Consider the following 25,073-nt stretch of genomic DNA (forward strand, 5'->3'; position numbering starts at 1 on the left):
GCGGACACCACCGGTCGCACGCAGGCTCCGCGGTAGCGGTAGGCTGGGAAGACCCGGGATTCTCGCGAATTTCGGGTTTTCGTGTTGCCTGCTTCCCCGTGATCATTTCAGGAGCTTCTGCCATGAGCCTCACCGGCCCGTCACTCACCGGCCCGTCACTCACAGGCCTTCGCCGCGCGCTCGCCGGAGACACAACGTTTGCCCGCGTGCAGGCTGAAGCGTCCCGGAGTTTTGGAACCCGCAGCGAGGATTACCAGATCAGCGCACCGGCCGGGCTGCGCGCTGCGCTGCTGGCCGAGATGTCCGACGGCCTGGCGGCGCTGCACGCCGGCGATGGCGCGTCACCGGACGCAACCCACGACGACGGCGGGGCGCCCCTGGTGCTGGCCGTCACCGCCACCGGCCGCGAAGCGGAGGACCTCACCGCGGCGCTGCGTGCGTTCCTGCCGGCCGGGTCCGTGGCTGAATTCCCCAGCTGGGAGACGCTCCCGCACGAGCGGTTGTCCCCGCGCTCGGACACCGTTGGCCGCCGCCTGTCCGTGCTGCGCCGGCTGGCCCACCCGGGGACGGCCTCGGGAGGACCGCTCCGCGTGGTGGTGGCGCCAGTCCGCGCCGTGGTTCAGCCGATCGTGGCGGGCCTGGGCGACCTCAAGCCCGTCACACTGAAGGTGGGACAGGATGCCCCCTTCACCGAAGTTGTGCGCAGCCTCTCCGACGCCGCCTACGCCCGGGTGGACATGGTGACGCACCGCGGCGAGTTCGCCGTCCGCGGCGGCATCCTGGACGTCTTCCCGCCCACCGAGGACCACCCGATCCGGGTGGAATTCTTCGGCGACGAGGTGGACCAGATGCGCTGGTTCGCCGTGGCGGACCAGCGTTCCCTCTCGTCGCCCGGCCTGCACCACCCCACCGAGCTGCATGCTCCGCCGTGCCGGGAGATCCTGATCACCCCTTCGGTGATGTCCAGGGCCGCCACGCTCAAGACCCAGCTTCCGGCAGCTGCCGACATGCTCGAAAAGATTGCCGGGGGCATCGCGGTGGAGGGCATGGAGTCCCTGGCGCCGGTGCTGGTGGATGCCATGGTTCCCTTTGTGGAGCAGCTGCCGGGCGGGTCCATCTCCGTAGTGATCGAGCCGGAAAAGGTCCGCACGCGCGCCCACGACCTCGCCGCCACGAACGAGGAATTCCTTGAGGCGGCCTGGTCCACCGCCTCGGACGGCGGCACGGCGCCCCTTGACCTGAGCTCAGCAGCCTCGGCTGCCCTGCATTCGGCCAGCTTCCGCTCGCTGACGGAGACCCGCACCTCGGCGCTCGGCCAGGGCGTCTCCTGGTGGTCCATCACCTCGCTGGCCACCGACGAAGAGCTGACGCCGGACATCAACGTCCTCAACCTGCACGCCCGGGAACCCCGCGGCTACCAGGGCGACGTCGCGGAGATGATGGAGTTCATCGGCTCGCACGTCCGGGACCAGTGGCGAATTGTTGTCGCCACGGAGGGCCCCGGACCGGCCCAGCGGCTGGCTGAACTGTTCCATGACAACAACATCCCCTGCGCGCGGGTGGACACGCTCGACGACGAGCCGCAGGCCGGCATCATCGAGGTGACCACTGCCGCCGTCGGACGCGGTTTTGTCCTGGACGGGCTGAAACTTGGCCTGCTGACGGAAGCGGACCTGCTGGGCCGCACGTCCGCCGGCTCCACGAAGGACATGCGGCGCATGCCGTCCAAACGGCGGAACGCCGTGGACCCGCTGCAGCTGGTGGCCGGCGACCATGTGGTCCACGAACAGCACGGCATCGGCCGCTTCGTGGAACTGATCCAGCGCAAGGTTGCGGGAGGCGGCGAGGGTGTCCGCGAGTACCTTGTCCTGGAATACGCGCCGTCCAAGCGCGGTGCGCCGGGGGACAGGCTCTTTGTGCCCACGGACCAGCTGGACCAGGTTACCCGCTACGTGGGCGGCGACACCCCCGCGCTCAGCAAGATGGGCGGCTCGGACTGGGCCAGCACCAAATCCAAGGCGCGCAAGGCAGTCAAGGAGATCGCCGGCGAACTCATCCGGCTGTATTCCGCCCGGATGGCGTCCAAGGGCTTCGCCTTCGGCCCGGACACCCCGTGGCAGCGCGAGCTGGAAGAAGCCTTCCCTTACGTGGAGACCCCGGACCAGCTGACCACCATCAACGAGGTCAAGGCGGACATGGAGCGTGAAATCCCCATGGACCGCCTGGTGTCCGGTGACGTGGGCTACGGCAAAACCGAGATCGCCGTCCGGGCAGCGTTCAAGGCAGTCCAGGACGGCAAGCAAGTGGCGGTGCTGGTGCCCACCACCCTGCTGGCCCAGCAACACTATGAAACCTTCACGGAACGTTTCTCCGGATTCCCGCTGCGGGTGAAGCCGCTGTCCCGCTTCCAGGCATCGAAAGAGGCCAAGGAGACTGCGGAGGGCGTCAAGAACGGCTCCGTGGACGTGGTGATCGGAACACACCGGCTCCTGTCCAAGGACTTCGAGTTCAAGGACCTGGGCCTGGTGATCGTGGACGAGGAGCAGCGCTTCGGCGTCGAACACAAGGAAGCGCTCAAGAAGATGCGCACCAACGTGGATGTCCTGGCCATGAGCGCCACCCCGATTCCGCGCACCCTGGAGATGTCGCTGACCGGCATCCGGGAAACGTCCACGCTGGCCACCCCGCCGGAAGAACGCCACCCGGTGCTGACCTATGTGGGCCCGTACACCGACAAGCAGACCTCCGCCGCAATCCGCCGCGAACTGATGCGCGAGGGGCAGGTGTTCTTCGTGCACAACCGCGTGTCCACGATCGAACGGACCGCGGCGAAAATCCGCGAACTGGTCCCCGAGGCCCGGGTGGAGGTGGCCCACGGCCAGATGTCCGAGAGCCGCCTCGAGCAGATCATCGTGGACTTCTGGGAGAAGCGCTTTGACGTGCTGGTCTGCACCACCATCATCGAAACGGGCCTGGACATTTCCAACGCCAATACCCTGATCGTGGACGGCGCGGACAAGTACGGACTCTCCCAGCTCCACCAGCTGCGTGGACGCGTGGGCCGCGGCCGGGAACGCGCCTACGCGTACTTCCTGTATCCCTCCGAGAAACCCCTGGGCGAGGTGGCGCTGGAACGGCTTAAGGCGGTGGCAACCCATAACGAGCTGGGAGCCGGCATGCAGCTGGCCATGAAGGACCTTGAGATCCGCGGCGCGGGCAACCTGCTGGGCGGCGAACAGTCCGGCCACATCCAGGGCGTGGGCTTCGACCTCTACATCCGCCTCGTGGGCGAGGCCGTGGCCGACTTCCGGGGCGAGGCCGAGGAGAAGGCCGCCGAAATGAAGATCGAGCTCCCCGTCAACGCCCACCTGCCGCACGACTATGTGCCGGGCGAAAGGCTGCGCCTCGAGGCCTACCGCAAGCTGGCCTCCGCGTTCACGAACGAGGCCATCGACGAGGTCCTGGCCGAACTCGTGGACCGTTACGGCGAACCGCCGCTGGCCGCGCAGAACCTGATTGCCGTCGCCCGCTTCCGGGTGGGAGCCCGCGAAGCCGGGCTCTCCGACGTCGCCCTGCAGGGAAACTTCATCAAGTTCTCCCCGGCCCAGCTGCCCGAATCGAAAACCATGCGGCTGGCCCGGATGTACCCGGGCTCGCAGTCCAAGCCTGCCCTGGACGCGGTGCTCATCCCCAAGCCCAAGACCGCCCGGATCGGCGGCCGGGACCTGCAGGATGCCGAAATCCTGGAGTGGGCCAACGGCGTCATCAGGAACATCTTCTCCGACGCCCCACTCGCCGCTCCGGCAGTTAGCGGTTAGCTGCATGATGGGAGGACACCACGCCGCGTCGGGAGCCGCGGCGTGGGTAGCTATTGCCTCGACGGGGCCGTACACCCTGGGCTGGTACCCGCTGGATGCCACCGGCATCCTGATCGGCGGCATGGCGACGGCGGGAACCGCACTGGTGTGCGACTGGGACCACCGCCACAGCACCGTTGCCAATTCGCTGCCGCCGCTGTCCAACGTGATCGCCGTGGGGATCGAGAACGCCAGCGGCGGCCACCGGCAGGGCACGCACTCCGTGCTGGGGGCGGCCTTCTTCGTGCTGCTGGCCACCATCGCCGGCCAGCTCCAGCTGCACACGGACTGGGGCCTGCTCTCAGTGGGTGCCGGCCTGCTCTGCATGTTCATGATTAACATCGCCGCCAAGGCCCTTAAGCTCTTCCCCAAGTCAGGCTTCATCAGCAACTGGCTCTTCGCCCTGACCATGGCCGGACTGGTCACCTGGTTTGCGCCGGACCAATGGACCTGGCTTCCCGTCTCGATGCTGACCGGGGTGGCGGTGCACATCGTCGGCGACATGATCACCACCGGGGGAGTGCCCCTGCTCTGGCCGATCGTGATCAAACCGCCCAGGTTCCTGCGAAAACTGCCCGTGCTCAACGACGTGTGGCGGGCGAACGGCGCATTTTCCATTCCGCTGCTGGGCCGGGCCGGGTCACGGCGGGAGTGGCTCGTGCTGATTCCCGTCAGTGCCTACGCCATGGTGGGCATGTGCGTCGCGGCCTGGGCGCTGGCCAAAACCCATTTCCCGGCAGCACTTGCGCTGGGAAGCACGCTGGTCAGCAGCCTGTTCCGCGCGGGCTAGCTGCCGTGCCGGGCCAGCCGGACACCGGCCGCTTAAAGAGCTGAAGCCCCCGGAAGTTCCGGGGGCTTCAGCTCTCTAAGTTCGAAGGCTCAGTGCTCGCCGGCCGAATCCGAACGGCCCAGGAGGGTCTGCGGGATCCAGAACGCTCCGGCGAAGAGGATCAGGCATACGGCCATCGGCCACGGGTTGCCCAGCGTCAGGAAGGACAGCGAATAGATGGAGCCGAGGAACAGGGCCATCATGACCACGAAAACGGCGATGCTCCCGGCAAGGCTGTTCTCGTTCTGAGGGGTCTTGGGGCTATCAACGGTCTTGGACATTCATTCCTCCTCGGCCCCGCAGGGCTCAAAACGCCCCGAAGGGCTCAAAAACTGTGGCGCTTCCGGACCTGGTCAGTACGCGGACGAACCCTGTTCGCCTTTGACGATCGCAATTCCGGAGCTGGCGCCAATACGTGTTGCACCTGCAGCAATCATAGCCTGAGCGTCGGCCAGCGAACGCACCCCGCCGGAAGCCTTGACGCCGACATCCGGGCCCACCGTGCGGCGCATCAGGGCCACGTCCTCCACCGTGGCGCCACCGCCGTTGAAGCCCGTGGACGTCTTGACGAAGTCCGCTCCGGCTTCCACTGCTGCCTCGCAGGCGAGGACTTTCTGGGAATCGCTGAGCAGCGCGGTCTCGATGATCACCTTCAGGACGGCGTCGCTGCCGTGCACGGCCTCGGCAACGGCCCGGATGTCATCAACCAGCGCGCCTTTGTCATCGGCGCGGGCTGCCGCAATGTTGATCACCATGTCCACCTCGTCGGCGCCGTCAAGCACGGCCCCGCGGGCTTCGAAAGCCTTGACATCGGTGGGAGTGGCGCCGAGGGGGAACCCGACCACCGAGCAGGTCAGGACGCCCGAACCCTTGAGTGCGTTGGTAACGGTCTTGACCCACACCGGGTTCACGCAGACGGATTTGAAGTGGTACTCGGCGGCCTCGGAACAGACCTTGAGGATCTCCGCTTCACTGGCCTCAGGCTTCAGCAGCGTGTGGTCGATAAAGGAGGCGATTTCTCCGGGTGCGGTGGCCCCGGGTGTCGTGACCCCGGCGGCAGTTTCAGGCATGCCGGCCGCGGTGGCTTCGTTGCTCATGGTGGTCCTTCCTGGTGCGCCTGCCGGGCCTTGTGGGCAACAGGCGCCGTGTTCTTCGTGGCTTCTCAGGTGACCATCTTGCCACAACGGTGCTAGGCGGCAGCGGCCACAGGTTCCTGCAGCGTTGCCTGCATAAGCTGGGCTGCGCAGACACCTGCTGCGGAACCCGACGCCACGAGAAGGCCCAGGCGCACGCCGTCGAACGAGGCGGCATCGCCGATGGCCCAGATACCGGGAACCGACGTCCGGAAGTCCTGGCCAATCACGATCCCGCCGTTGGCTGCAGTCTCGAGGCCCGCGCTCGCCGCCAGGCCGTCGCGTGCCACCCGCTCTTCGGCGAGGACCACCAGGTCGCCGTTCATGCTGCTGCCGTCCTCGAAGACAATCCCGGCGGAGGGGAGCACTGAGCCCGCCCGTGTCGGGACCACCGCGGCCGGCCGGAGCGTGGTACGGATAGGCCGTACGCCGCGGGCCCGCAGCACCGCTTCGGCCTGTCCCGCCTCGGGGCCCGTTCCCACCAGGATTCCCAGCGGCCTGCGACCGAGGATGCGAGTGACTTCCTTGACGGCGTCACCGATCCGGGCGGCGTCGTCGATGGTGGAGTAGCTGAGGCACCGGCCTGCGCCGTCCACGGGAGAAAGGGCCGGGGCCGAACCCGTGGCAATCACCAGCTGGTCGTAGCTGAATTCCATACCGTCTGCGGTGGTCACCATGCGGTTGGCCGCATCGATGAAGCTGGCCGGCTGGCCGAAGCGGACCGAAACCTGCGGAAGGGCAGCCAGCTCGAGGAGCTCGGACGGGGCGTCGTCGCGGTTGCTGAGCACCGTGATGGTGCCTGCGAAGCGGGACCTGTCCAGCTGGTCCACCAGGGCACGGGCTGCGGGTCCGGCGCCGGCGATGACCACGCGCGGCGCCGGGGCCGACCCCCGGAACGTGGCGGAGGAGGAGATGGACGGTGCCGGAGCGGACATGTGAAGGCCCTTTCGCTGGTGAGGCCCTTGTCAGGCCCGGGTTGGTGATGGGGACCAGCCTAGGCGCCCGGTTTTTCGGGGGTGTTTCCCGGTTGTTGCCGGAATGACAGCGCCTGTTCCACGCTGTTTACCAGCCGGCAACAAAAGTGTCCTTGAATGTGTCCTGCCTCACAATCAGGCCGGTCGTCAGCCCTGCGCTGCCCTTGAGGCGTCAGCCGTACCGGCGGAAGGCCTCCCGCAGCCCTCCCGCCACGACTTTTGCGACGACGCCGGCGCGGTCTCCGAGACCATGGACGCCGGCCGGTTCCACCGAGGCGATCAGGGCCGCTGCGTCCGCCAGACCCATGGTGACCGGCGCATCCAGCAGCGACCCCACCGTCAGGCGGCCCCGCCTGGTGTCCTCCCAGGCGTCCGGTCCGGGATCGTCGTGGAACACCCGGGTCAGGGACAGCCGGTGCCAGGCGCCCCCCGCATGGACCGACGCCCGGTAGGTCACCGACTCACCGCGGACGTCCACCCGTCCGCCCGCCAGGAACACCCTGGGGCCGAAGGGTGCGTGGTCAAGGAACCCGGTGAGCCTTGCTGCCGCGCCTGAACCGTCGAGGGGCAGGGCCACGGTGACTGTGAGTTGGACGTCCTGGCCGCCGGCGTCGCCACGCAGGCGTTCGGTGAAGCGGATGCCGGCCGGCGGTTCCACCATCGCAGTGCAGAAAGCGTCCTTGGGCAGGCCTTCGGCTGTCATTTCCTTGAGGTAGCTGCGGGCGTCCCGGTACCCCATGCCGATCAGCGTGTCCGCATCGATCCGGCCCAGGTAGAACTCCGGATCCAGCGGCAGGGGGTTCTCCGGCCTGACCACGTGGAGGGTGAAGTCCCGGGCCGCCGCTGCCGCAGCCTCGAAGTCTGCCAGCAGGGCGCCCATGGCACTCATCTCGATCATGTGCACGTATTGCTCCAGCGGACCGTCGCCCCAGTACCCGGTGTTGCCGATGCACCAGACAAGCCACACCTCATCCGCCCCGCGGCGAAGGGCTTCGGCCACGTTGGCGTCGCGGATCCAGACCGCATCAGTCCAGATCTTCCCCCCGCGCCGCAGCGGAGTGAGGAAAATGGGCAATGACATTCCCGCCGCCATCAGTGGGGCATCCGCGTCACGGGCGTCGATGGCGTGGCAGCGTTTTTCGGTGAACTCCGCCACGTTGAATGTGCCTTCGGCGGCGCCGGGCAGCGCAGCACGGCGGCGGATCGCGCCGTCGTCGATCCCGAGGGCCGGGAAGACCTTGCCGAGCAGGCCGTCGGCGTCGCCGATGGCAGGCAGCGACCACGGGCCCTTGACGTAGTCGCCCAGCGGCAGCGCCGAGCCGAAGTCCTTGACGTTGACGGAGGACCAGTTCCGGCACATGTCCTCCGGGGACACCCCGGAGAGCAGCATGGCTGCCGTCAGGATGCCGCCGGACGTCCCGTCCACGTGGTCAAAGTGCAGCCCCTCTTCGGCCAGTGCGCGGACCACTCCGGCCTGCCACGCCACGCGCATTCCGCCTCCGGCTAGGACCAGCGAGCGTTTCACCGCAGTGTTCCCGGTCCGGTGGCTTGGCCGGCACCGTTCCCCGCCGGGACGCCGCGCAGATACACCAGCCGGCGCAGGTAGATGAGGCACAGTGCCGCCGTCGCCAGGTCAAACACGGCAACGGCCAGCGCCACCGGCGCAAAGACACCGTTGAGCACCCCGACTGCGACGGCGGCGCAGGCCCCTGCTTTTTGCACACCGGACCACAGCAGCACTTCGGCCGCCGGCTGCGGCCGCAGCAGCGTGTGCAGCAGGAGGCCGCCCACCACCACCATGAACATTCCCACGGTGGCGAACAGCTGGCGTGCCGCCGTCGTCGGCTCCGCTCCGAGTAACTCCAGGACAGCGCCGCCGAAGGGTATCTGCACCACACCGGAAAAGACAGTGACGACGGCGATCGCGGCCAGGACGGCGCGCAGCGGATCGGCCGCGATCCAGGCGCCGACGCCGGGAAGGGCCGCCCCGGAAGGGCGGACCGCCCCGCTCATGCGAACGCCTCCCACAGGCGGCCCCGGTCCACCAGCAGCCAGACGATGGCCAGCCAGGTGAGCGTGGAAACATAGAAGCGGATGTCGTTGAGCAGCATCCACCGGCGCAGCAGGGAACGCAGTTCGGCGTCGTCGGCAAAGTCTCCGCCCCGGATCCTGATGTTGACGGGAATGATCATGGCCTGGCCCACCACCGTGAGGACGATGATCCCGAGGAGGCAGAGCGCCGCGGGGATGATCCGGACCGTGCCCCATTCCGTCCAGACCAGGACGATGCCGGAGATGAACATCGGCGGCACCACCACGGTGAAGAACTTGGTGGCCTGGCGGGTGGGGATGCCGAAGTGCATGTCCACGTTGCCGCGGTTCAGGGACTCCCAGGTGGGGTAAAGGAAGAACTTCAGCACCCACATGGTGCCCACGTACATGGTGGCGCCGAAAAGGAAGTAGAGCGCGTTCAGCAGCAGGAGCCAGTTCATGGCGTTTCTCCGCTGGGGGCCGTGCCTCCGGCGCCGGTGCGGCCCGTGGTGCTCCGGTCCGGGGCGGGCAGCCATTCCTGGCCCTGGCCCAGGCCCACGACGGATTCGAGGGGGTCGCCGCCGGGGATCCGGGCGGCGTCCTCGGCGCTTGGCGCCGTCAGGAACCAGGCCTCGTAGTGGTCGTCCAGCACTCCGTGGGCCTCGGGAAGGTAGGCCGTGAACACCGGTTTCTCCGCCGGCTGGAGGCTCTTGAGGACGGTGACGCCGGGCGCGTCGCCCAGCACCAGCCGGGCCTTGGCACCGCCTCCCAGGGCGATGTCCCCGGCGGCCTCAAAATAGATGTCTGATTTCATCAGCATCCCGCGGAAGGCGCAGTAGTTGGAGGCGGCCAGCTTGAGCGGGATGCCCATCGCCGGGGGCCGTTCAATCTCGATAAAGCAGCCCAGCTTGCCGCCGTCGTCATACTGCGCCGAAACCGCAGTGTCAGTGACCACGAAGTCCAGGCTGGCCTGGTGCTTGGGCATGCCCCAGATGCCTTTGCCGCCCTTGACCGAGATTTCCGTGCTCACCGGCAGGTCCACGACGTACTGGCCCAAACCGAACGTCTTTTGGAAGATCAACGGCAGCAGCGGAGGTGCCGGCCGGGAGCCGTGCGTGACGGCGATCGCCAGCGAGTATTCGATGTATTTGCCGATGTCCGTCGACTTGTAGTTCACCACGGTGACCACCAGCAGCCCCTTGCCGCCCAGGCTGAACGGCCGCAGCTCCGTGCCGGGCAGGGCTGCCGCGGCGGCGCGCTTGTTGATGGGGAAGGCCGCCATCAGCACCGGGGAATCGTCGGAATTGACGGGCATGGAGTATTTGATGCCGTCCACTGTGGCGTGTTGTCCCCGCAGCCGCTCCTGGCGGTGCGGCACGGGGGAGGGCACCAGCCGCAGCAGGGAAGCGGCAAGACCGATGAGTTGGTTCATCTGTTCAGCTCCTTGAGGATGACGGGATAGGTGTCCGCCCAGGCGCGGGCACCAAAGAAGACGTCCAGATGCCCGTACCCGGACAACAGGTGCAGGGAATCCTTGCCGGGGCGGTGGCCCTGGAAGAAGGCGAAGGTCCGTTCCTGGCTTTCGGGCAGGAAGCAGCGGTTGTTGCGGCCGGCCAGGAAGGAGAACCTGGCGTCCGTCTGCGGGGCATCGGCCAGGAAGTTTGCGGGCAGCTCCGGGTGGTTTCCGGCCGCCACCATGCGTCTGGCCAGCACGCTGCGGCCCATCTCGGACAGGAACGTGAACGGTACCTCGGCAAACTCTCCGCTGATCCAGTTGTGGGTTGCCTCGTCCAGGTTCTCGTGCGACCACAGCGCGGGCCTGCCGCTGCCGTAGGTGAAGCTGACCAGGCGGCATACCAGGTTGTCGCATTCGTGGTGGGTGGCCTTGACCATGGACCTGAGGATCCGGGAGAGGTAGCCGTTGGATTTGTAACCCCACGCCGGGGAAAGGCAGGGCGTGAAGGGCTTCAGCAGTTCGGCCAGGTAGGTGATCTTGATGACCGACCACAGCGGGATGACCGGATGCAGGGACACGGCGTTGGAGACCACCGTATCCACCCGGGGAAGGAGCCCGGCCACGGCCGCCATGGTGAAGGAGACCGACCCCTGGCAGTGGATGACCGCCTTCAGCGTCTCGGCGCCGGTGGCTCCCAGGACGTAGTCGACGGCGGCAGGGTGGTCGTACACGGCGGCGTCGCCCAGGGTCCAGGAGAGGGGTTCCAGGTCGATGGAGGCGCGCCAGTTCAGCAGCCAGACGTCCCAGCCGTCTTCCAGCAGTGCGTCCACCAGGGTCCGCGGCAGCGGCGGGCGGAAGAGCTCGGCCCGCACGCCGGCCCCGTGAACCAGCAGCACCGGCCCCTTCTCCGGTTTCCCGGCATCGGGAGGCGCTGCGGAGGTGACATGCACCAGGGTCAGCGGCGTCCCGTCCCCGGCGGGAAAGGGAATGACTTCCGTGAGGTGGTCCGCCCGGGTGATGGTGCGGGGGCTGTTCATGGCGGAAATCCTTCCCTGGCGACGGTGACCGGCGGTTCGAAAAGCCGGAGCGGCGGCAACCCGCCGGCCGGTACCGGGCGGATGCCGCCGTCGTCGTTTTCCTTGAGATCCCAGTCCCGGCAGACGCGGTCCACTGCCACGGGATAAACCGTCACGTTGCCGTCCGTGGCAATTCGGATCCGCAGGAAGCCCTTGTGGTCCTCGATGGCCTGGCCGGACATGGCCCACGAGGCCACTTCTCCGCCTGCGGTGCCCAGGATGAAGCAGGCGAACGCTTCACTTCCGGCAGCAAATCCTGTGGCGTAGATGATGGCGAGCACCAGCGCGAGGGTCAGGAACGGCGGCCACCCCGCCGGCCAGGGAAGGAGGAGGACGACGGCGATCCCGGCTCCCAGCGCGGACAGCTGCCAGAGCGCACCACGGGCAACGGTGAACCCCGCGCCGTTCTCCCGGGGGTCCCGGGAGAGGCCGAGCGCAGCGCCGAAGGTCACCAGCAGCACCAGCAGGAGCAAGGGGACTGCGAGGATCGTCAGCGCGAGGAACCCGGTATTTCCCGCCCTCAGGCTGAGGAGGCTGTCCACGAAGGAGAGGCCCCGGAAAGCGCTGAAGACGGTCCAGAGCGTCAGCGCAGCCACCGTGTGCGCGATGCCGAGGGCCGAGCCGAAGCCCGGGTTCCGCACCGGAAGCCAGAACGGCGAGAAAGGATTGGCCAGGCGCCCGCGGAACTTCAGGGACTCGGCGGCACCCGGGAAGGTTCCGGGTGTCAGGACGAAGCGGCGGCCGGGGCCGGGAGTTCCGCCTGGCGCTGCGGAGTCCAGGGTGCCGGGTGCCGTCCCCGGCCCTGCGGCGTCTGCCGTGCCGGGCCGGGTCCGCCGCCCGGTGCCGGCGGGGGCAGGTGCCGGCTGGTGCGCAGGAAGCGTAAGTTCCGCGGGCAGCAAGCGTGTGTCGGCCAGGAACGCACCGCCCAGTCCGCAGGTGATGAGCTGGGTCCGGCGCGGGTCGGCCCCGGCCCGGGTGCCCCCCGGGGTGCCGGTGGCGCCGTCAGCCTCCGACGCGAGTTCCTCGTAGCGTGAATAGTGATGCAGGTCCCCGGTGAGCCACAGCCGCACGGAGGCCCCGGTTTCCTCGAACAATCCTGCGCGGCGGTTGAAGCGGCGCCGCAGGTAATCCTGCTCGAAGAAATGCACCTGCCGGAAGGCATTCGCATTTTCCGTTTCCCGCACCCAGTAGGGGGCAGCCACGCACAGGATGACCGCATCTCCCGGCAGCAGCCTGGTGGTCACCGTGTTGTAGAAATAATCCAGCTGGGGTTCATCGATGTACTGGCCCAACTGGCTGTCCAGCCCCACCAGCCACCAGCCGGGTGAGTCGTCCCCGCCCGTCAGCCGGAGGCCGAAGTAGCTGCGCGTCTGGATGGTCCGCCAGCCGCCGATGTTCCGTTGCCGGGTGAACAGCCGGATGAAGGAGGTCAGGCCGTCGTACCAGTCATGGTTGCCCGGCAGGGCCAGCAGCACGCCGTCCCGGCCCGGGGAGCGGCCGCCGGGAAGCGCCGTCCGGTACGGCCCCACCATGCGGTCCTCGTACGCGGCGGGCGCGGCCACCGGATACACCTCGTCGCCGCCCAGCACCAGCACCTTGCCGCGGCGAAGCTCATGCCCGTCCACCACCAGCGACTCCTCGGCCAGCACCGACGCCACCGTGTACGTCGAATCAAAGCCGTCGCCGAGGTCGGCCGCGAAATCCAGCCACAGCTCGGGACCGCCGGACTCCGCGGCTCCGTCCGTGCGGGCGGTGCCGTGGTCAGCGGGTTCTCCTGCGCGGTCGGCGCGTGACGGCGTTCCGGGCAGCTCCAGGTCGCGGACCACCGGCTGCGCCGGCTGGCCCTGCACTGGCAGCCGTTCCAGGTCGAGGTCGTAGCGGGGAAAGCCGCCCTCCAGTTCCCGCTTGTCGCCGAAGTCCGCGAAGACGGACGCGAGGACAACCCGCACGGCGGTCCTGCCCAGCTGGGCCGGGGCAAGCCAGCGCACTGCGTCCCGCGGCGTGAAGCCAAGTCCTTCGCTGTGATGTGCCAGCTCAGCCCGCTTCATGCCCGGTCGCCCCTCATCGCCTGCCGGCGGACCGGCCGTGCAGCCGGCGGCCGTATACCTGCCAGAGTTCACCCAGGAAGACCTTGCCGAAGGCCGCCAGGGCGCCCGCAGGGTTCGGGCCCACCGCGCGGAACGTGGTCAGTTGCCGGGCGAAGTCCCAAGGCCGGATGTACAGAATCCCCGCGCCCGCTACCATGGCCGGGTTTTTGTCCACATCGAGGGGGTTCCGGGGCGCGGAAGTCCCGTTATCTGGACGAAAACTCGGGGCAGTGGCAGTGGGAGCGACCGGGTCCGGGGGCGGAATGTGCCCGCGCAGGACCGTGACATACAGTGTGGTGGTGTCACCCCAGACGTCGAAGCCCGGGTCGTTGCGGACGTCCTTGTGGCCCACGAACGTCAGCGGCGTGCCGCCGGGATCCCGCAGCCAGAGACGGTAGAGCATCCTGCGTCCGGCAGGTTCAGGACCGTCCTTGACGAAGAGGTTGAACCAGCCCCGTTCCACCGGCAGGCGGCCGCCGAACTGGTCCGCCAGAACGTAACCGTCCGCGCTCGCCGGATGGAGCGGGTCCCGCACGAACTCCTCAATGTCCGGGGCGGTGATGGTGAGCTCGAACATCATCCGGCGGCCGCGGTCACGGCCCAGGCTGCGTCCCGCCTCGGGGTCCGCCACGCCGGCGCTGAACCACCCGTGCATCTGTTCGGTGAAACTGACGGAGGTGGGCCCGGTTTCGGCCAGTTCGGCGTCCTCCTCGATCTCAGCCTCCTGCAGCGCCTCACTTCCGGGGGTTCCAAAGGCAGCCGGTGATCCAACGGCCTCCGGTGATCCGAGGTCGCGCAACCCCCGCGACCGGCCGGCGGTCCGCGGGACGAACGTGCTTTCTTGGGCCGGGGCCCTGGCGCCTTTGGTGGCGTCCGGCACCAGGGCGCGAAGCGGCCCCGGCCGGTAGCCGGGAATCCCGCCGTCGGGCATCCCGCCGTCGACGCTGCCGCCGTCGAAAGTCACGGCGTCGGTATTGCCGGACGGGGAGCCGGCGGTGTCCAGGCCGCCGCGCTGCCTTTGCGCGTCAGGTCCGGTCAGGATCCGGTGGCAGGCCCGTTCGGCAAAGGCGGCAATGGTCAGGGCCGGGTTGGCTCCCACCGGCCCGGGCATCACGGCGCCGTCCACCACATGCAGCCCCGGGTAGCCGAAGACTTCACCGTAGGAATCGCACACGCCTTCGCTGCTGTTCCGTCCCGCCGGGGCGCCGCCCAGCGGATGCACGGTGATGACCCGCTTGCTCCACCACAGCGGATTCTGTTTGAAGCTCCCGCCCAGTTCCCTGGCGATCGCGTGCATGGTGGCCTGCATCCGGCCGAAGTACGCGGCCGAGGTGGCCAGGGTCCAGTTGATGGCCAGCCGGCCGCCCTGGAGTGTCATCACGCCGTCCGGTATGTCCCGACCCATGCCGAGCAGGGGAACGGAGGACGCGGACAGGCGGCCGTCCCCGAGTGCGGCGGCAAGGTCGGCGGAGATGTTGGAACGCTGGGCCTGGAAGAGCCGGTCCTTGAGGAGCTGCACCATCACTTTGCCGGCGCGCTTGGCCACCTGGCGGAACTGTCCGGTCTCCAGGAGCCAGTTCATGAACGCGGGGTAGCCGGCGTCTTCGATGTAGTAGCCGCGTCCGTCTCCGCCGTCGGTGGAGTCGGGCGTGCGGATGGCCGTGGTGATCACCGGCCCGATGCTGCCCGAGAGCGTCCGCGTGGCGCCGTCGGCGTCCTTGGCGTCCAGGACGAACCCCAGCAGGTCACCGTTCCCGCTGAACCGGGTGCCCAGTGCAGGGCTGAGCGCCGGCAGCGAGGCGCGGTTGCGCAGCAGCAGGAACGTGGTGCCGAACGTGCCGGCGGCGAGGATGAGCCGGCGGCAGTGGATCACCTGTTCGCGCAGGAGTCCGGGTGCGGCGTCGGCGGGATTATGGACGACGTAGCGGACCTCGTAGCCGCCTGCCGGAAGGGGCCGGATGCCGCGGACGTCGTGGTAGGTCCGGATATCCGCGCCGGCAGCCTTGGCCGCGGACAGGTAGTTGTGGTCCAGGGTGTTCTTGGCGCCGGCGTTGCAGCCGATGTCGCATTCGCCCGAGAGTGTGCAGGTAGTGCGGAACGCGTCGTCGCCATGGACGCTGCCATAGGGCGCGGGCGGCAGCACCCGGTTCCGGGCAGGGGCGGCGTCAGGGGAGGTGGCAAAGGTGACGGCGATGGGCGGCCGCGTGATGCTGAGGCCGAGTGTCCTCGCGGCGGTTTCCATGGCCAGGGTCTTGGGGGTGTCCTGGTAGGGATAGGGCACGGGACGGAGCATGGCTTCGGCTGCGTCGTAAAAGGGCTCGAGGTCCTGCCTGCTGAACGGCCAGCTTTCGTAGCCTCCGCCGGGAACGGGGGATTCCTGGACGAACCAGTTCCGATCCTTGCGCAGCAGCACGTTCGCGTAAATGAGGGAACCGCCGCCCAGTCCGCTGGAGACGATTCCTTCCAGGCCGCGGAACGTCCAGGCGTCAAAAAGGCTATAGAGGCCTTTGTCCGGGTCCCAGAAATTCCGGCCCATCTCCGACGGCGTCCTGGCGAAGCTTCCCGGCGGGTAGGCCCTGCCCCGTTCCATCAGGACCACGGACTGGCCGCCGGCCGCCAAGCGGTAGGACGCTACCGATCCGCCGAAGCCGGAGCCCACCACCACGGCGTCCACCGACTCCGCGGGATCATCGTCGCCTTGCACCACCGGTTCCACGCAATTCCCCTTGGAAGAGCTATCTCGCCGAACGTCCCGGCAGCCACGCACCTGGGCGGTGCGGGGGCGGCCACCGGGCGGTCAGACGCAAACCATAGCGACATGTTCCCACTGCGGCCCGGGTCTGTCCACGGACTGCGCGGCGTCCGGCGCCGGCAGGGAACAGCTAGACCCGGATCCGGTATCCGCGTTTGACCACGGTTTCCACCATGCGGCCGTCGGGCAGCGAGGAGCGCAGCCGGCTGACGGTCATGTCCAGCGCATGCACGGAGCCGCGCAGTTCGAGCAGGTCGGAGAGCGATTCCCGGGACAGGACGGCGCCTTCGGCACCCAGCAGGGCCCGGAGCAGGAGGAGTGGTGCCGGTGCCATTTCCACCGGTTCCCCGTCGATCCGGAGTGACCGTCCGCGGAGCTCCACGTTGCCGGACCGGGTGTCCAGGCGGCGCACGTGGTTCAGCGCAAGGTGTTCGCAGACCAGGCGGATCAGGGCGCCCATCCGGAAGCGTTCCGGGATGAGCGGTGACAGCCCGGCGTCGATCAGCGGCTGTGCCGTGATGGGACCGACGACGGCAGTGGTGACGGTGGTCTTCAGGGCATCGACAAGCTGCTTGTAGAGGCCCATTTCGTGGGCGGTGCTCCACATGGCGTCGACGGCCGGCGCGCTGGTGAACGTCAGGACGTCCAGGTTGCCGCTGCAGGCGGCTTCGATGAGCCGCGGCAGCTTGTCCTCGCCGTCGGGCTTGACCCAGCGGTAGGGGGTCACGGTCAGGACAGTGGCGCCGGACATCTTGAGTCGCTCCAGCTGGCGGACATCCGTGTAGCCGTGCAGCTGCACGGCCACGGTCTTGCCGCGGACGCCTTCCTTCAACAGCATGTCCACCAGGGTGGCCGTGGTTTCGTCGCTGCTGATTCCGACGTCGGCGAGTCCGGCGGCGCGGACGGCGCCGCGTGCCTTGGGCCCGCGGACAAACATGCGGCAGGCCGCGAGGGTCTCCAGCAGTTCGTCGCCGATGCCGGACGCGTCAGCCGCCTCGCACCAGCGGCGCATGCCGTAGGCAGTGGTGGCGATGCAGAGGTCGGGCCTGGCGGCAATGATGGCCTTGGTGTCCTCGATGAGCCGCATGTCCTCCTGCACCGGTGCGATCTTGAGCGCGGGCGCGTGCAGCACCTCCGCTCCGCGCCGCTCCAGTGCTTCGATCAGGTCCTGGGAACGCCGGTGCGACGTCACGCCGATTCGGAACCCCTCAAGGGGCGCATCGGGGGCGTCGGCAGCGGGGGAGTCCTGCGGGCCGGAGGTGGAAGCGGGGGCAATAGAGTTCATGGCGCTCATGGTTTTTCTTTCACGATTCCATCAGTGACGCTGCAAGGCGGTCGAGGTCTGCCGCCGCCTCGGCGTGCCCGCGGTTGGCTTCAGCCACCCGCACCACCTCGCCGATGACCAGCACTGCCGGGTTGGTGCAGTCGGCGGCCGCGGTGACAATCGTACCCAGCTGGGCGATGGTGGTGCGCTGGCCGGGCCGGTAGCCGCGTTCGACGACGGCCATCGGCATGTCGGCCGGCATGCCCGCACGGCGCAAGCCGGCGGCCAGCTGGTGGAGCGTTCCGATGCCCATGAGGACCACGATCGTCCCGCCCAGCCCGGCGAGGTGGGTGAGCTCCTTCTCGGTCAGCGGGGCGTGGCCGGACACCACAGTGAACATGTGGCTGACTTCGCGGTGGGTCACCGGGATCCCGGCCGCGGCAGGGACGGAGATGGCGCTGGTGACGCCGGAAACGACCTTGACCGGCACCCCGGCGGCCACGCAGGCGGCAACTTCCTCGCCGCCGCGGCCGAACACATAGGGGTCCCCGCCCTTGAGGCGGACCACGTTGTTCCCGGCCAGGGCGCTCTGCACCATGAGCTTCTCGATGTCGCCCTGGCTGACCTTGTGATGGCCTGGCTGCTTGCCCACATCCACCAGCTCGGCCGAGGTCAGGGACGGCAGCTCCTGGTAGGGGGCCAGCCGGTCGTAGAACACGACGTCGGCATCGCGCAGCGCCTTGACGGCCGCTACGGTCAGCAGCTCGCCGACGCCGGGGCCGCCGCCCACCAGGGTTACGTGGCCCACCGCTCCGGCCGCCGGTTCCAGTGCCACGGGGATGCCTGTCTGGCGGCACCGCTCCAGCAGCGCGTCCCAGCCGGGCTGGCCGTCGTCGACGGCGGCCACGAGGAACGGGCGCTCGGGCAGCGGTCCGTCATGACTGGCGCCGTGGGGAGTGCTGAGGCGGGAGACGACGGCGCCGGCGGCCTGGTATCGGCGGACCGCCTGCCGTGCGGCGTGGTCCGAGCCGGTGACCAGGACTTCGCGGCCGGTGAGATCAATGCTGAGCTGCATGCCTATACCTCGTTCTTGTCGAGTTCCGGGGTGGAGGGACGCATCGGGATGGTGGCCCCTATCAGGACCTTGCCTTTTTCCTCAGCGGTGGCCGGGCGCATCTGGCCTCGCTCGTCGGACACGAACGTGATGGAGTCGTCCTTCTGGTCCGGCGCGTTGACGAAGGACCGGAACCGGCGCAGGCGCTCGGGATCCTTCAGGGTGTCGGCCCATTCGTCGACGTAGGTGTCAACGTGCTTGGCCATGGCCGCTTCGAGTTCCTCGGCGATGCCCAGGGTGTCCTTGACCACCACATCCTCGACGTGCTTGATGCCGCCGTCGAGCTCTTCCTGCCAGCGCGCGGTGCGCTGCAGGCGGTCGGCGGTGCGGATGTAGTACATGAAGTACCGGTCGATGTACTTGATCAGGGTCTCGTCGTCGAGGTCCTTGGCCAGCAGCTGGGCGTGTGCCGGGGTGGCGCCGCCGTTGCCGCCGACGTAGAGGTTCCAGCCGTCAGCCGTGGCGATCACGCCGACGTCCTTGCCGCGGGCCTCGGCGCATTCCCGGGCGCAGCCGGAGACGCCCATCTTGAGCTTGTGCGGGCTGCGGAGGCCGCGGTAGCGGAGCTCGAGCTGGATGGCCATGGCCACCGAGTCCTGCACACCGAAGCGGCACCAGGTGGAACCGACGCAGGACTTCACCGTGCGCAGGCTCTTGCCGTAGGCCTGGCCGGATTCGAAGCCGGCGTCCACCAGTTCCTTCCAGATCTCCGGCAGCTGTTCCAGCCGCGCACCGAACATGTCGATGCGCTGGCCGCCGGTGATCTTGGTGTACAGGTTGTACTTCTCTGCCACGGCTGCGATGACGCCAAGCTTCTTCGGGGTGATCTCACCGCCGGCGATGCGCGGGACCACCGAGTAGGTGCCGTCCTTCTGCATGTTGGCCAGGGCGCGGTCGTTGGTGTCCTGCAGCGTGCCGCGGCCGGCGTCGAGCACGTAGGCGCTGTTCTGGCTGGCCAGGATGTTGGCGATGGTCGGCTTGCAGATGTCGCAGCCCGCGCCGGTGCCGTACTTGGCCATGACCTCCTCGAAGGAAGTCATTTCCAGGACCCGGATGGTCTCGAACAGTTCCTGGCGGGAGAGCTCGATGTGCTCGCACAGTGCCTTGGAGACTTCGACGCCGGACTTGGTCAGCTCGGTCTCCAGCAGCTTCTTGAGCATCGGCACGCAGGAACCGCAGCTGGTTCCGGCGCGGGTGCAGCCCTTCAGTTCGCCGAGTTCCTGGACGGGAGCGTTGCCGTCGCAGGCCCCGCAGCCGTTGACGGTGTCGCGGATGGTTCCTGCCGACACGTTGTTGCAGGAACACAGAATGGCGTCGTCCGGCAGTTCGGTCTCCGGAGCGTCCCCGCCGCCGGCAGCCGTGAGGTAGGCGCCGGGCTCGGCGGCGAGCTCGCGGCCCAGCATCGGGCGCAGGCTCGTGTACGGGGTGGCATCGCCCACGAAGATGCCGCCCAGGAGGGTCTTGGCATCATCGGTGGTGACAATCTTCTGGTAGACGCCGCGGGCGGGGTCCGCGTAGACGATCTCCAGTGAGTGTTCGGTGCGGGCAAAGGCATCGCCGAAGCTGGCAACGTCAACACCTGAGAGCTTGAGCTTGGTGGCCGTATCGAACCCCGGGAAGGTGGCTTCGCCGCCGTGCAGGCGATCGGCCACGATTTCAGCCATGGTGTTGGCAGGGGCCACCAGGCCCAGGCACATGCCGCCGAAGTTCGCCACCTCGCCGATCGCCCAGATGCCGGGGATCTGGGTTTCGCAGCCGTCCGTGATCACGACGCCGCCGCGCGGACCCAGGTCGAACAGCTGTTCCTCGCCTTCGGCGGCGCGGAAGAGTTCGTCGCGCGGCTTCACGCCGATGGCAACAATCACGAGGTCGGCCGGGATGATGCGGCCGTCTGCCATCAGGACGCCGGTAACCTGGCCGTCTTCGGAGAGCACCTCGGAGGGGAACACCCCGCCGTGGACGGTGAAGCCCTTGGCTTCGATCAGGCGGCCGAGCGCCTGGCCGGCGCCTTCGTCGAGCTGGGTGTTCATGAGCCAGGGGGCGCCGTTGATCACCACGGGAGTCGCGCCGAGCTGTTCGGTGCCTGCGGCTGATTCGAGGCCCAGGAGCCCGCCGCCGATGGTGACGGCAGTGATCTTGCGGCCGAGCTTTTCGGTGAGTTCTGCGATCGCCTTATTGATGGCCCACACGTCTTCGAGGGTGCGGTAGACGTGCACGTGCTCGGCGCCGGGAATCGGCAGGCGGGCGGCGTCTGAACCGGTGGCCACCACGAGTTCGTCGAATTCATAGGTGTTGCCAGCTGCCGTCTCCACGGACTTGGCAGCGTGGTTGATCCTGATGACCCGTTCGCCGGTCTTCAGGGCCAGGGCGTCGTGGTCCCACATGGCGGCGCTGCCCAGGGTGAGGTCCACGTCGCTGTCCGTCAACGCCTTGCTGAGGGCAACCCGGTCGTAGGGGAGGTGTGCTTCCTCGGTGAGCACAGTTACATGCCAGCCTTCAAGGCCACGGGCATGCATTGCGTCCGCAAAGCGGTGGGCCGCGGGGCCGCCGCCGGCGACCACGATGCGGCGTGGTGTCTGGGTGCTTGAAGTCTGTCCGGTCACTGTGGGCCTTTCGCATGGGCCGCAGACGGTGCTCTGCAGCTTGTCGTTCCAGACTAGGCAGGCGCAGTTTCGCTTCAGTTTCCCTTATGTTTCGTGAACTTAACTTCTGCATCACGAACGGATTTCCGGACAGGTGAGTTGCCTTTTACGTGCCGGACACATTGACTGCACGCCGCCGAAACACCGCAACCCTAGCTTGGAGATGTGGCCGCGTCGGCGGCCCGGGCCCGGTAGCCGTATCAATAGCGCACCGGGCGGCAGGCTATGCGAGAGGGGCCGGAAAATGACCGCAATACTTGAACTAGAAGACCAGAGCACCGGATTTGCCACGGGCTGGAACCGCGTCTGCGCCGTGGAGGAACTGGAGCTGGCCTGGGGTGAGGCTGCACTGATCGCCGGCCGCCAGGTGGCATTGTTCCGCACCGCGCCCGCCGAAGTTTTCGCCGTCGCCCAGGAAGATCCCGCCACGGGAGCCCACGTGATGGCCCGCGGGATCGTTGGCTCACGCGGAACGCGCCAGACCATTGCGTCCCCGCTGCACAAAGAGGTTTACGACCTGGAAACCGGTGAGTGCTTTGGCACCGCCGAACTCCGCCTGCCGACGTTCCGCACCCGTGTGGTTGACGGCTACGTCGAAGTTGAGCTCTAGCTAGAGCCCCAGGGCCTCCCGCACATCCACCAGGACGCCGTCGAGCGCTGCCCGTGCCGCCTGCCGTGCCTCGGGCAGTTCGGCCGCTGAGCCCACGCTCCGGATGACTTCGAGGTAGCACTTGAGCTTCGGTTCCGTGCCGCTGGGACGGATGATCACCCGGCTGAGGTCCTTCGTCAGGTAGAGCAGGCCGTCCGTCGGGGGCAAGGCGTCGCTGCCTTCGGCCAGGTCCTTGAACGTTTCGACGGCGGACCCGCCGAAGGATTCCGGCGGGTCCGCCCGGAGCCTGTTCATCATGGCGTCCAGCAGGCCCAGGTCCGCCACCCGGATGCTGAGCTGGTCGCTGGCGTGCAGGCCGTGCACCAGGTACAGCTCGTCGAGGGTATCGAAAATGCTCTTGCCGTCGGCCTTGGCCGCGGCCGCTAGTTCCGCGATGAGCACGGCAGCGGAAATGCCGTCCTTGTCCCGGACCAGGTCCGGGGCCACGCAGTACCCCAGCGCTTCCTCGTAGCCGTAGAGCAGGCCCGGAACGCGGGAAATCCACTTGAACCCGGTCAGGGTTTCCTCATGGGAGTACCCGGCCGTAGCGGCGATCCGTGCCAGCAGACGCGAGGACACGATCGAATTCGCGAAGACCCCGGTGGCCGGGCTTGCGCCGCTGGCAGCGAGCCTGGCCACAATGTGCGCCCCCAGCAATGCGCCCACTTCGTCGCCGCGCAGCATGCGCCAGGCACCTGTGTCCGGATCCTTGGCGGCAACGGCGGCACGGTCGGCGTCGGGGTCGTTGGCCAGCACAATGTCGGCGTCCACCCGGGCCGCCGTTTCCAGCGCAAGATCCAGGGCGCCGGGTTCCTCCGGATTGGGGAAGTTGACCGTGGGAAAATCCGGGTCCGGCCGGGCCTGTTCGCTCACCAGGGTGACGTCGTCGAACCCCGCCGCCCTCAGTACCGCAACGGCCGTGTCGCCGCCCACGCCGTGCATGGGGGTCAGGACGATCTTCAGGTCCCGGGCCGGGAACTGCCCGGGACGCGCCAGGGCAGCAACGGCTGCCTGGTAGTCGGCAGCGATGGAGGGGTCCAGGACAGTCCAGCCCGCAGTGGCGAGGGTGACGGAGTCCAGCTTGCCCACACGGTCGATTTCCGCGGCGATCAGCGCGTCGTAGGGGGCCACGATCTGCGCCCCGCGTCCGCTTTCCTCCACCGCGTGCCTGCCGAGGTACACCTTGTAGCCGTTGTCCTGCGGAGGGTTGTGGCTGGCGGTCACCATCACGCCGCCGTCGCAATCCAGGGCCCGGACGGCGTAGGCGAGCAGCGGCGTGGGGAGCGCCTGCGGCATCAGGAAGGTTTCGATTCCCGCGGCTGTGAAGACCGCGGCGGTCTCCTCCGCGAAAATGTCGGAGTTGTAGCGGGCGTCATAGCCGACGACGGCGCGGGGCCGGGTGCCAGGCGAGGCATCCGCGACGGCGGTGGCCAGGAAGGAGGCGAACCCTGCTGCCGCGCGCCGGACAACCACGCGGTTCATCCGGTTGGGTCCCGGCCCAAGCGCGGCACGGAGGCCTGCGGTGCCGAACTGCAGCGTTCCGCTGAAGCTGTCCTCGAGTTCCTGCCGGGCAGAGGGAACCCCGTCCCAGGAGCGCTGGATGAGTTCTGTCAAAGCGGCGGCAGTGGCGGGATCCGGGTCCTGGGCGGCCCAGTCCCGGGCATCGCTCAGCAGCTGCGGAAGTTCGGCATCGGAAGACGTCATAGGAACAAAGCTATCCTAACGTCCTGGATTGGCTGTCCGACAAGCGCGGCGGCACCCTTGACAGTAAATTTTCCGGACACGTAATGTCTGAAAAATGAAGATGGGGCAGGGGGTTGAGTGGGCGCTGCACTGCTGCGTGAACATGTCCTGGGCGCCCGCGGGCGAGGCCGTGAACAGCGCCAGGCTGGCTGAGCTGTATCAGTTGCCCGCCGCCTACCTGAACAAGCAACTGCAGGCGTTGGTCCGCGCGGGCATCCTGTACTCCGTTTCCGGACCCCGTGGCGGCTTCCAGCTGGCGCGCGCCGCTGAAAAGATCACCGTGCTGGATGTTGTCCTGGCTATTGAGGGTCCGGAACCCGCTTTTCGTTGCGAATCCATTCTCGCGAACGTGCCCGGCGCGGACCCCGCCGAAGACTATCTCCGCAGTTGCCTGGTGTCCCAGACCATGAGGCAGGCCGAGCTGGCGTGGCGGCAGACGCTGTCCCGGCAGACCATCGCCGGCATTGCAGCCTCAGTTGAGCGGAAGTTTCCCGGCTCCCGGAAAGACACCCTCCGCCGCCTGATGCCCGCCAGGAACTAGAGGTTGGGGGACTAGCTCCCGGCGGGCACCGCACGAAGTAGGTTCTCAGAGCTTGGCGATGATTTCCGCGAGCAGCTTGGAGATGCGGGGGGCGGCGGCCTGTCCGGCTTCCAGAACTTCCTCATGGCTCAACGGCACCGGGCTGATGCCGGCGGCGAGGTTGGTCACCAGCGAGATGCCGAAAACCTCCATGCCGGCATGCCGGGCGGCAATGGCTTCGAGCGCCGTGGACATGCCCACCAGATCGGCGCCGATCCGCTTTGCGTACTGGACTTCGGCGGGGGTTTCGTAGTGCGGACCGGTGAACTGCGCGTACACGCCTTCGTCGAGGGACGGGTCAACTCCGCGGGCCAGTCCGCGGATCCGTGACGAGTACAGATCTGTCAGGTCAACGAAGGTTGCGCCTTCCAGCGGGGACGTGGCGGTGAGGTTTATGTGATCTTTGATGAGCACAGGGGTGCCGGGAGCCCAGTCTTCGTTGAGGCCGCCGCAGCCGTTGGTCACCACCAGAACCTTGCAGCCGGCCGCAGCGGCCGTCCGTACCCCGTGCACTACTGCGCGGACGCCCTTGCCTTCGTAATAGTGCGTCCGGGCGCCGAGGACCAGGGCCCGCTTGCCTTCCCGGGTCAGCACGGAGCGGATGGTGCCGACGTGGCCCTCAACTGCCGGTGCCGAGAAGCCGGGAACCTCGTCCGCGGATAGCGTGGCCGTGGTTTCGCCGATCAGGTCCGCGGCGTCGCCCCAGCCTGAGCCGAGCACCAGCGCGACGTCGTGGCTGTCCACGCCCGTCTCCTCGGCGATATAGTCGGCGGCCGCGCGCGCGGCGTCAAAAGGGTCCGTGTTCAGGAATTCTGTATTACTCACTGGTACAAGCTATCGTGCCCGCCGTGCCGTGCCCAGCAGTGGCGCAGGTCCCTTTTATTGG

19 protein-coding genes are annotated in these 25,073 nt (G+C 68.0%); 4 read left to right on the top strand and 15 right to left on the bottom strand.

Annotation, left to right across the window (positions count from 1 at the left end):
- The first annotated feature begins 122 nt into the window (after nt 1–122).
- Nucleotides 123–3,818, top strand: a complete 3,696-nt coding sequence (gene mfd, locus AC1MDG_RS06370) for a transcription-repair coupling factor (RefSeq protein WP_479808195.1) — start codon at nt 123–125, stop codon at nt 3,816–3,818.
- A 4-nt stretch (nt 3,819–3,822) separates the two neighbouring features.
- Complete coding sequence (locus AC1MDG_RS06375) at nt 3,823–4,647, top strand: metal-dependent hydrolase (RefSeq protein WP_479808196.1); 825 nt, start codon at nt 3,823–3,825, stop codon at nt 4,645–4,647.
- A gap of 89 nt (nt 4,648–4,736) precedes the next feature.
- On the opposite strand, the gene AC1MDG_RS06380 is transcribed toward AC1MDG_RS06375, so the two are convergent.
- The 13 genes from AC1MDG_RS06380 to nirB all read right to left on the bottom strand — a co-directional run bounded on the left by AC1MDG_RS06380 (nt 4,737) and on the right by nirB (nt 21,176).
- Nucleotides 4,737–4,967: a hypothetical protein gene (locus tag AC1MDG_RS06380; RefSeq protein ID WP_043479557.1), complete on the bottom strand. Its 231-nt coding sequence runs from the start codon at nt 4,965–4,967 to the stop codon at nt 4,737–4,739.
- 72 nt (nt 4,968–5,039) lie between these two features.
- The gene (gene deoC / locus AC1MDG_RS06385) at nt 5,040–5,783 is read right to left on the bottom strand and encodes a deoxyribose-phosphate aldolase (RefSeq protein WP_479808197.1); all 744 of its coding nucleotides are present in this window, start codon (nt 5,781–5,783) and stop codon (nt 5,040–5,042) included.
- Between the two features lie 92 nt (nt 5,784–5,875).
- Nucleotides 5,876–6,754, bottom strand: coding sequence for an FAD-dependent oxidoreductase (locus tag AC1MDG_RS06390; protein ID WP_479808199.1), 879 nt, complete (start codon nt 6,752–6,754; stop codon nt 5,876–5,878).
- Nucleotides 6,755–6,965: 211 nt separating this feature from the next.
- Nucleotides 6,966–8,318 (bottom strand): patatin-like phospholipase family protein, encoded by a 1,353-nt coding sequence (locus AC1MDG_RS06395; protein WP_479808200.1) that lies wholly within the window; start codon nt 8,316–8,318, stop codon nt 6,966–6,968.
- Nucleotides 8,315–8,806 (bottom strand): hypothetical protein, encoded by a 492-nt coding sequence (locus AC1MDG_RS06400; protein WP_479808202.1) that lies wholly within the window; start codon nt 8,804–8,806, stop codon nt 8,315–8,317. Before AC1MDG_RS06400 ends, AC1MDG_RS06395 begins: the two co-directional genes overlap by 4 nt.
- Entirely contained in the window at nt 8,803–9,285 is a 483-nt protein-coding gene (locus tag AC1MDG_RS06405) for a hypothetical protein (RefSeq protein ID WP_479808204.1), read from the bottom strand. The genes AC1MDG_RS06400 and AC1MDG_RS06405 overlap by 4 nt, the downstream gene beginning before the upstream one ends.
- On the bottom strand, nt 9,282–10,256 hold the full coding sequence (locus AC1MDG_RS06410) for an acetoacetate decarboxylase family protein (RefSeq protein ID WP_479808205.1): 975 nt from the start codon (nt 10,254–10,256) through the stop codon (nt 9,282–9,284). The genes AC1MDG_RS06405 and AC1MDG_RS06410 overlap by 4 nt, the downstream gene beginning before the upstream one ends.
- On the bottom strand, nt 10,253–11,317 hold the full coding sequence (locus AC1MDG_RS06415) for an alpha/beta fold hydrolase (RefSeq protein ID WP_479808207.1): 1,065 nt from the start codon (nt 11,315–11,317) through the stop codon (nt 10,253–10,255). The genes AC1MDG_RS06410 and AC1MDG_RS06415 overlap by 4 nt, the downstream gene beginning before the upstream one ends.
- A complete protein-coding gene (locus AC1MDG_RS06420) occupies nt 11,314–13,404 on the bottom strand; it encodes a hypothetical protein (protein ID WP_479808208.1) in 2,091 nt (696 codons plus the stop codon). The genes AC1MDG_RS06415 and AC1MDG_RS06420 overlap by 4 nt, the downstream gene beginning before the upstream one ends.
- A gap of 13 nt (nt 13,405–13,417) precedes the next feature.
- Nucleotides 13,418–16,159 carry a GMC oxidoreductase gene (locus AC1MDG_RS06425; protein WP_479808209.1) on the bottom strand — a complete coding sequence of 914 codons (2,742 nt, stop codon included), beginning with the start codon at nt 16,157–16,159 and terminating at the stop codon, nt 13,418–13,420.
- 166 nt (nt 16,160–16,325) lie between these two features.
- Nucleotides 16,326–17,480 carry a uroporphyrinogen-III synthase gene (locus AC1MDG_RS06430; RefSeq protein ID WP_479809033.1) on the bottom strand — a complete coding sequence of 385 codons (1,155 nt, stop codon included), beginning with the start codon at nt 17,478–17,480 and terminating at the stop codon, nt 16,326–16,328.
- Between the two features lie 19 nt (nt 17,481–17,499).
- Nucleotides 17,500–18,534: a uroporphyrinogen-III C-methyltransferase gene (gene cobA / locus AC1MDG_RS06435; RefSeq protein ID WP_043479579.1), complete on the bottom strand. Its 1,035-nt coding sequence runs from the start codon at nt 18,532–18,534 to the stop codon at nt 17,500–17,502.
- 2 nt (nt 18,535–18,536) lie between these two features.
- Nucleotides 18,537–21,176: a nitrite reductase large subunit NirB gene (nirB, locus tag AC1MDG_RS06440; RefSeq protein WP_479808211.1), complete on the bottom strand. Its 2,640-nt coding sequence runs from the start codon at nt 21,174–21,176 to the stop codon at nt 18,537–18,539.
- Between the two features lie 283 nt (nt 21,177–21,459).
- Between nirB and nirD the strand changes: the two genes are divergently transcribed.
- Entirely contained in the window at nt 21,460–21,825 is a 366-nt protein-coding gene (gene nirD / locus AC1MDG_RS06445; RefSeq protein WP_479808213.1) for a nitrite reductase small subunit NirD, read from the top strand.
- On the opposite strand, the gene AC1MDG_RS06450 is transcribed toward nirD, so the two are convergent.
- Nucleotides 21,826–23,568: a phospho-sugar mutase gene (locus AC1MDG_RS06450; RefSeq protein ID WP_479808214.1), complete on the bottom strand. Its 1,743-nt coding sequence runs from the start codon at nt 23,566–23,568 to the stop codon at nt 21,826–21,828. It abuts the gene before it with no gap.
- Nucleotides 23,569–23,662: 94 nt separating this feature from the next.
- Between AC1MDG_RS06450 and AC1MDG_RS06455 the strand changes: the two genes are divergently transcribed.
- A complete protein-coding gene (locus AC1MDG_RS06455; protein WP_479808215.1) occupies nt 23,663–24,148 on the top strand; it encodes an RrF2 family transcriptional regulator in 486 nt (161 codons plus the stop codon).
- Between the two features lie 45 nt (nt 24,149–24,193).
- Here AC1MDG_RS06455 and AC1MDG_RS06460 read toward each other — a convergent pair whose 3' ends face one another.
- Nucleotides 24,194–25,012 carry a purine-nucleoside phosphorylase gene (locus AC1MDG_RS06460; RefSeq protein WP_479808217.1) on the bottom strand — a complete coding sequence of 273 codons (819 nt, stop codon included), beginning with the start codon at nt 25,010–25,012 and terminating at the stop codon, nt 24,194–24,196.
- Between the last annotated feature and the right edge of the window lie 61 nt (nt 25,013–25,073).

The organism is Arthrobacter sp. AIWTK1, from assembly GCF_056680535.1.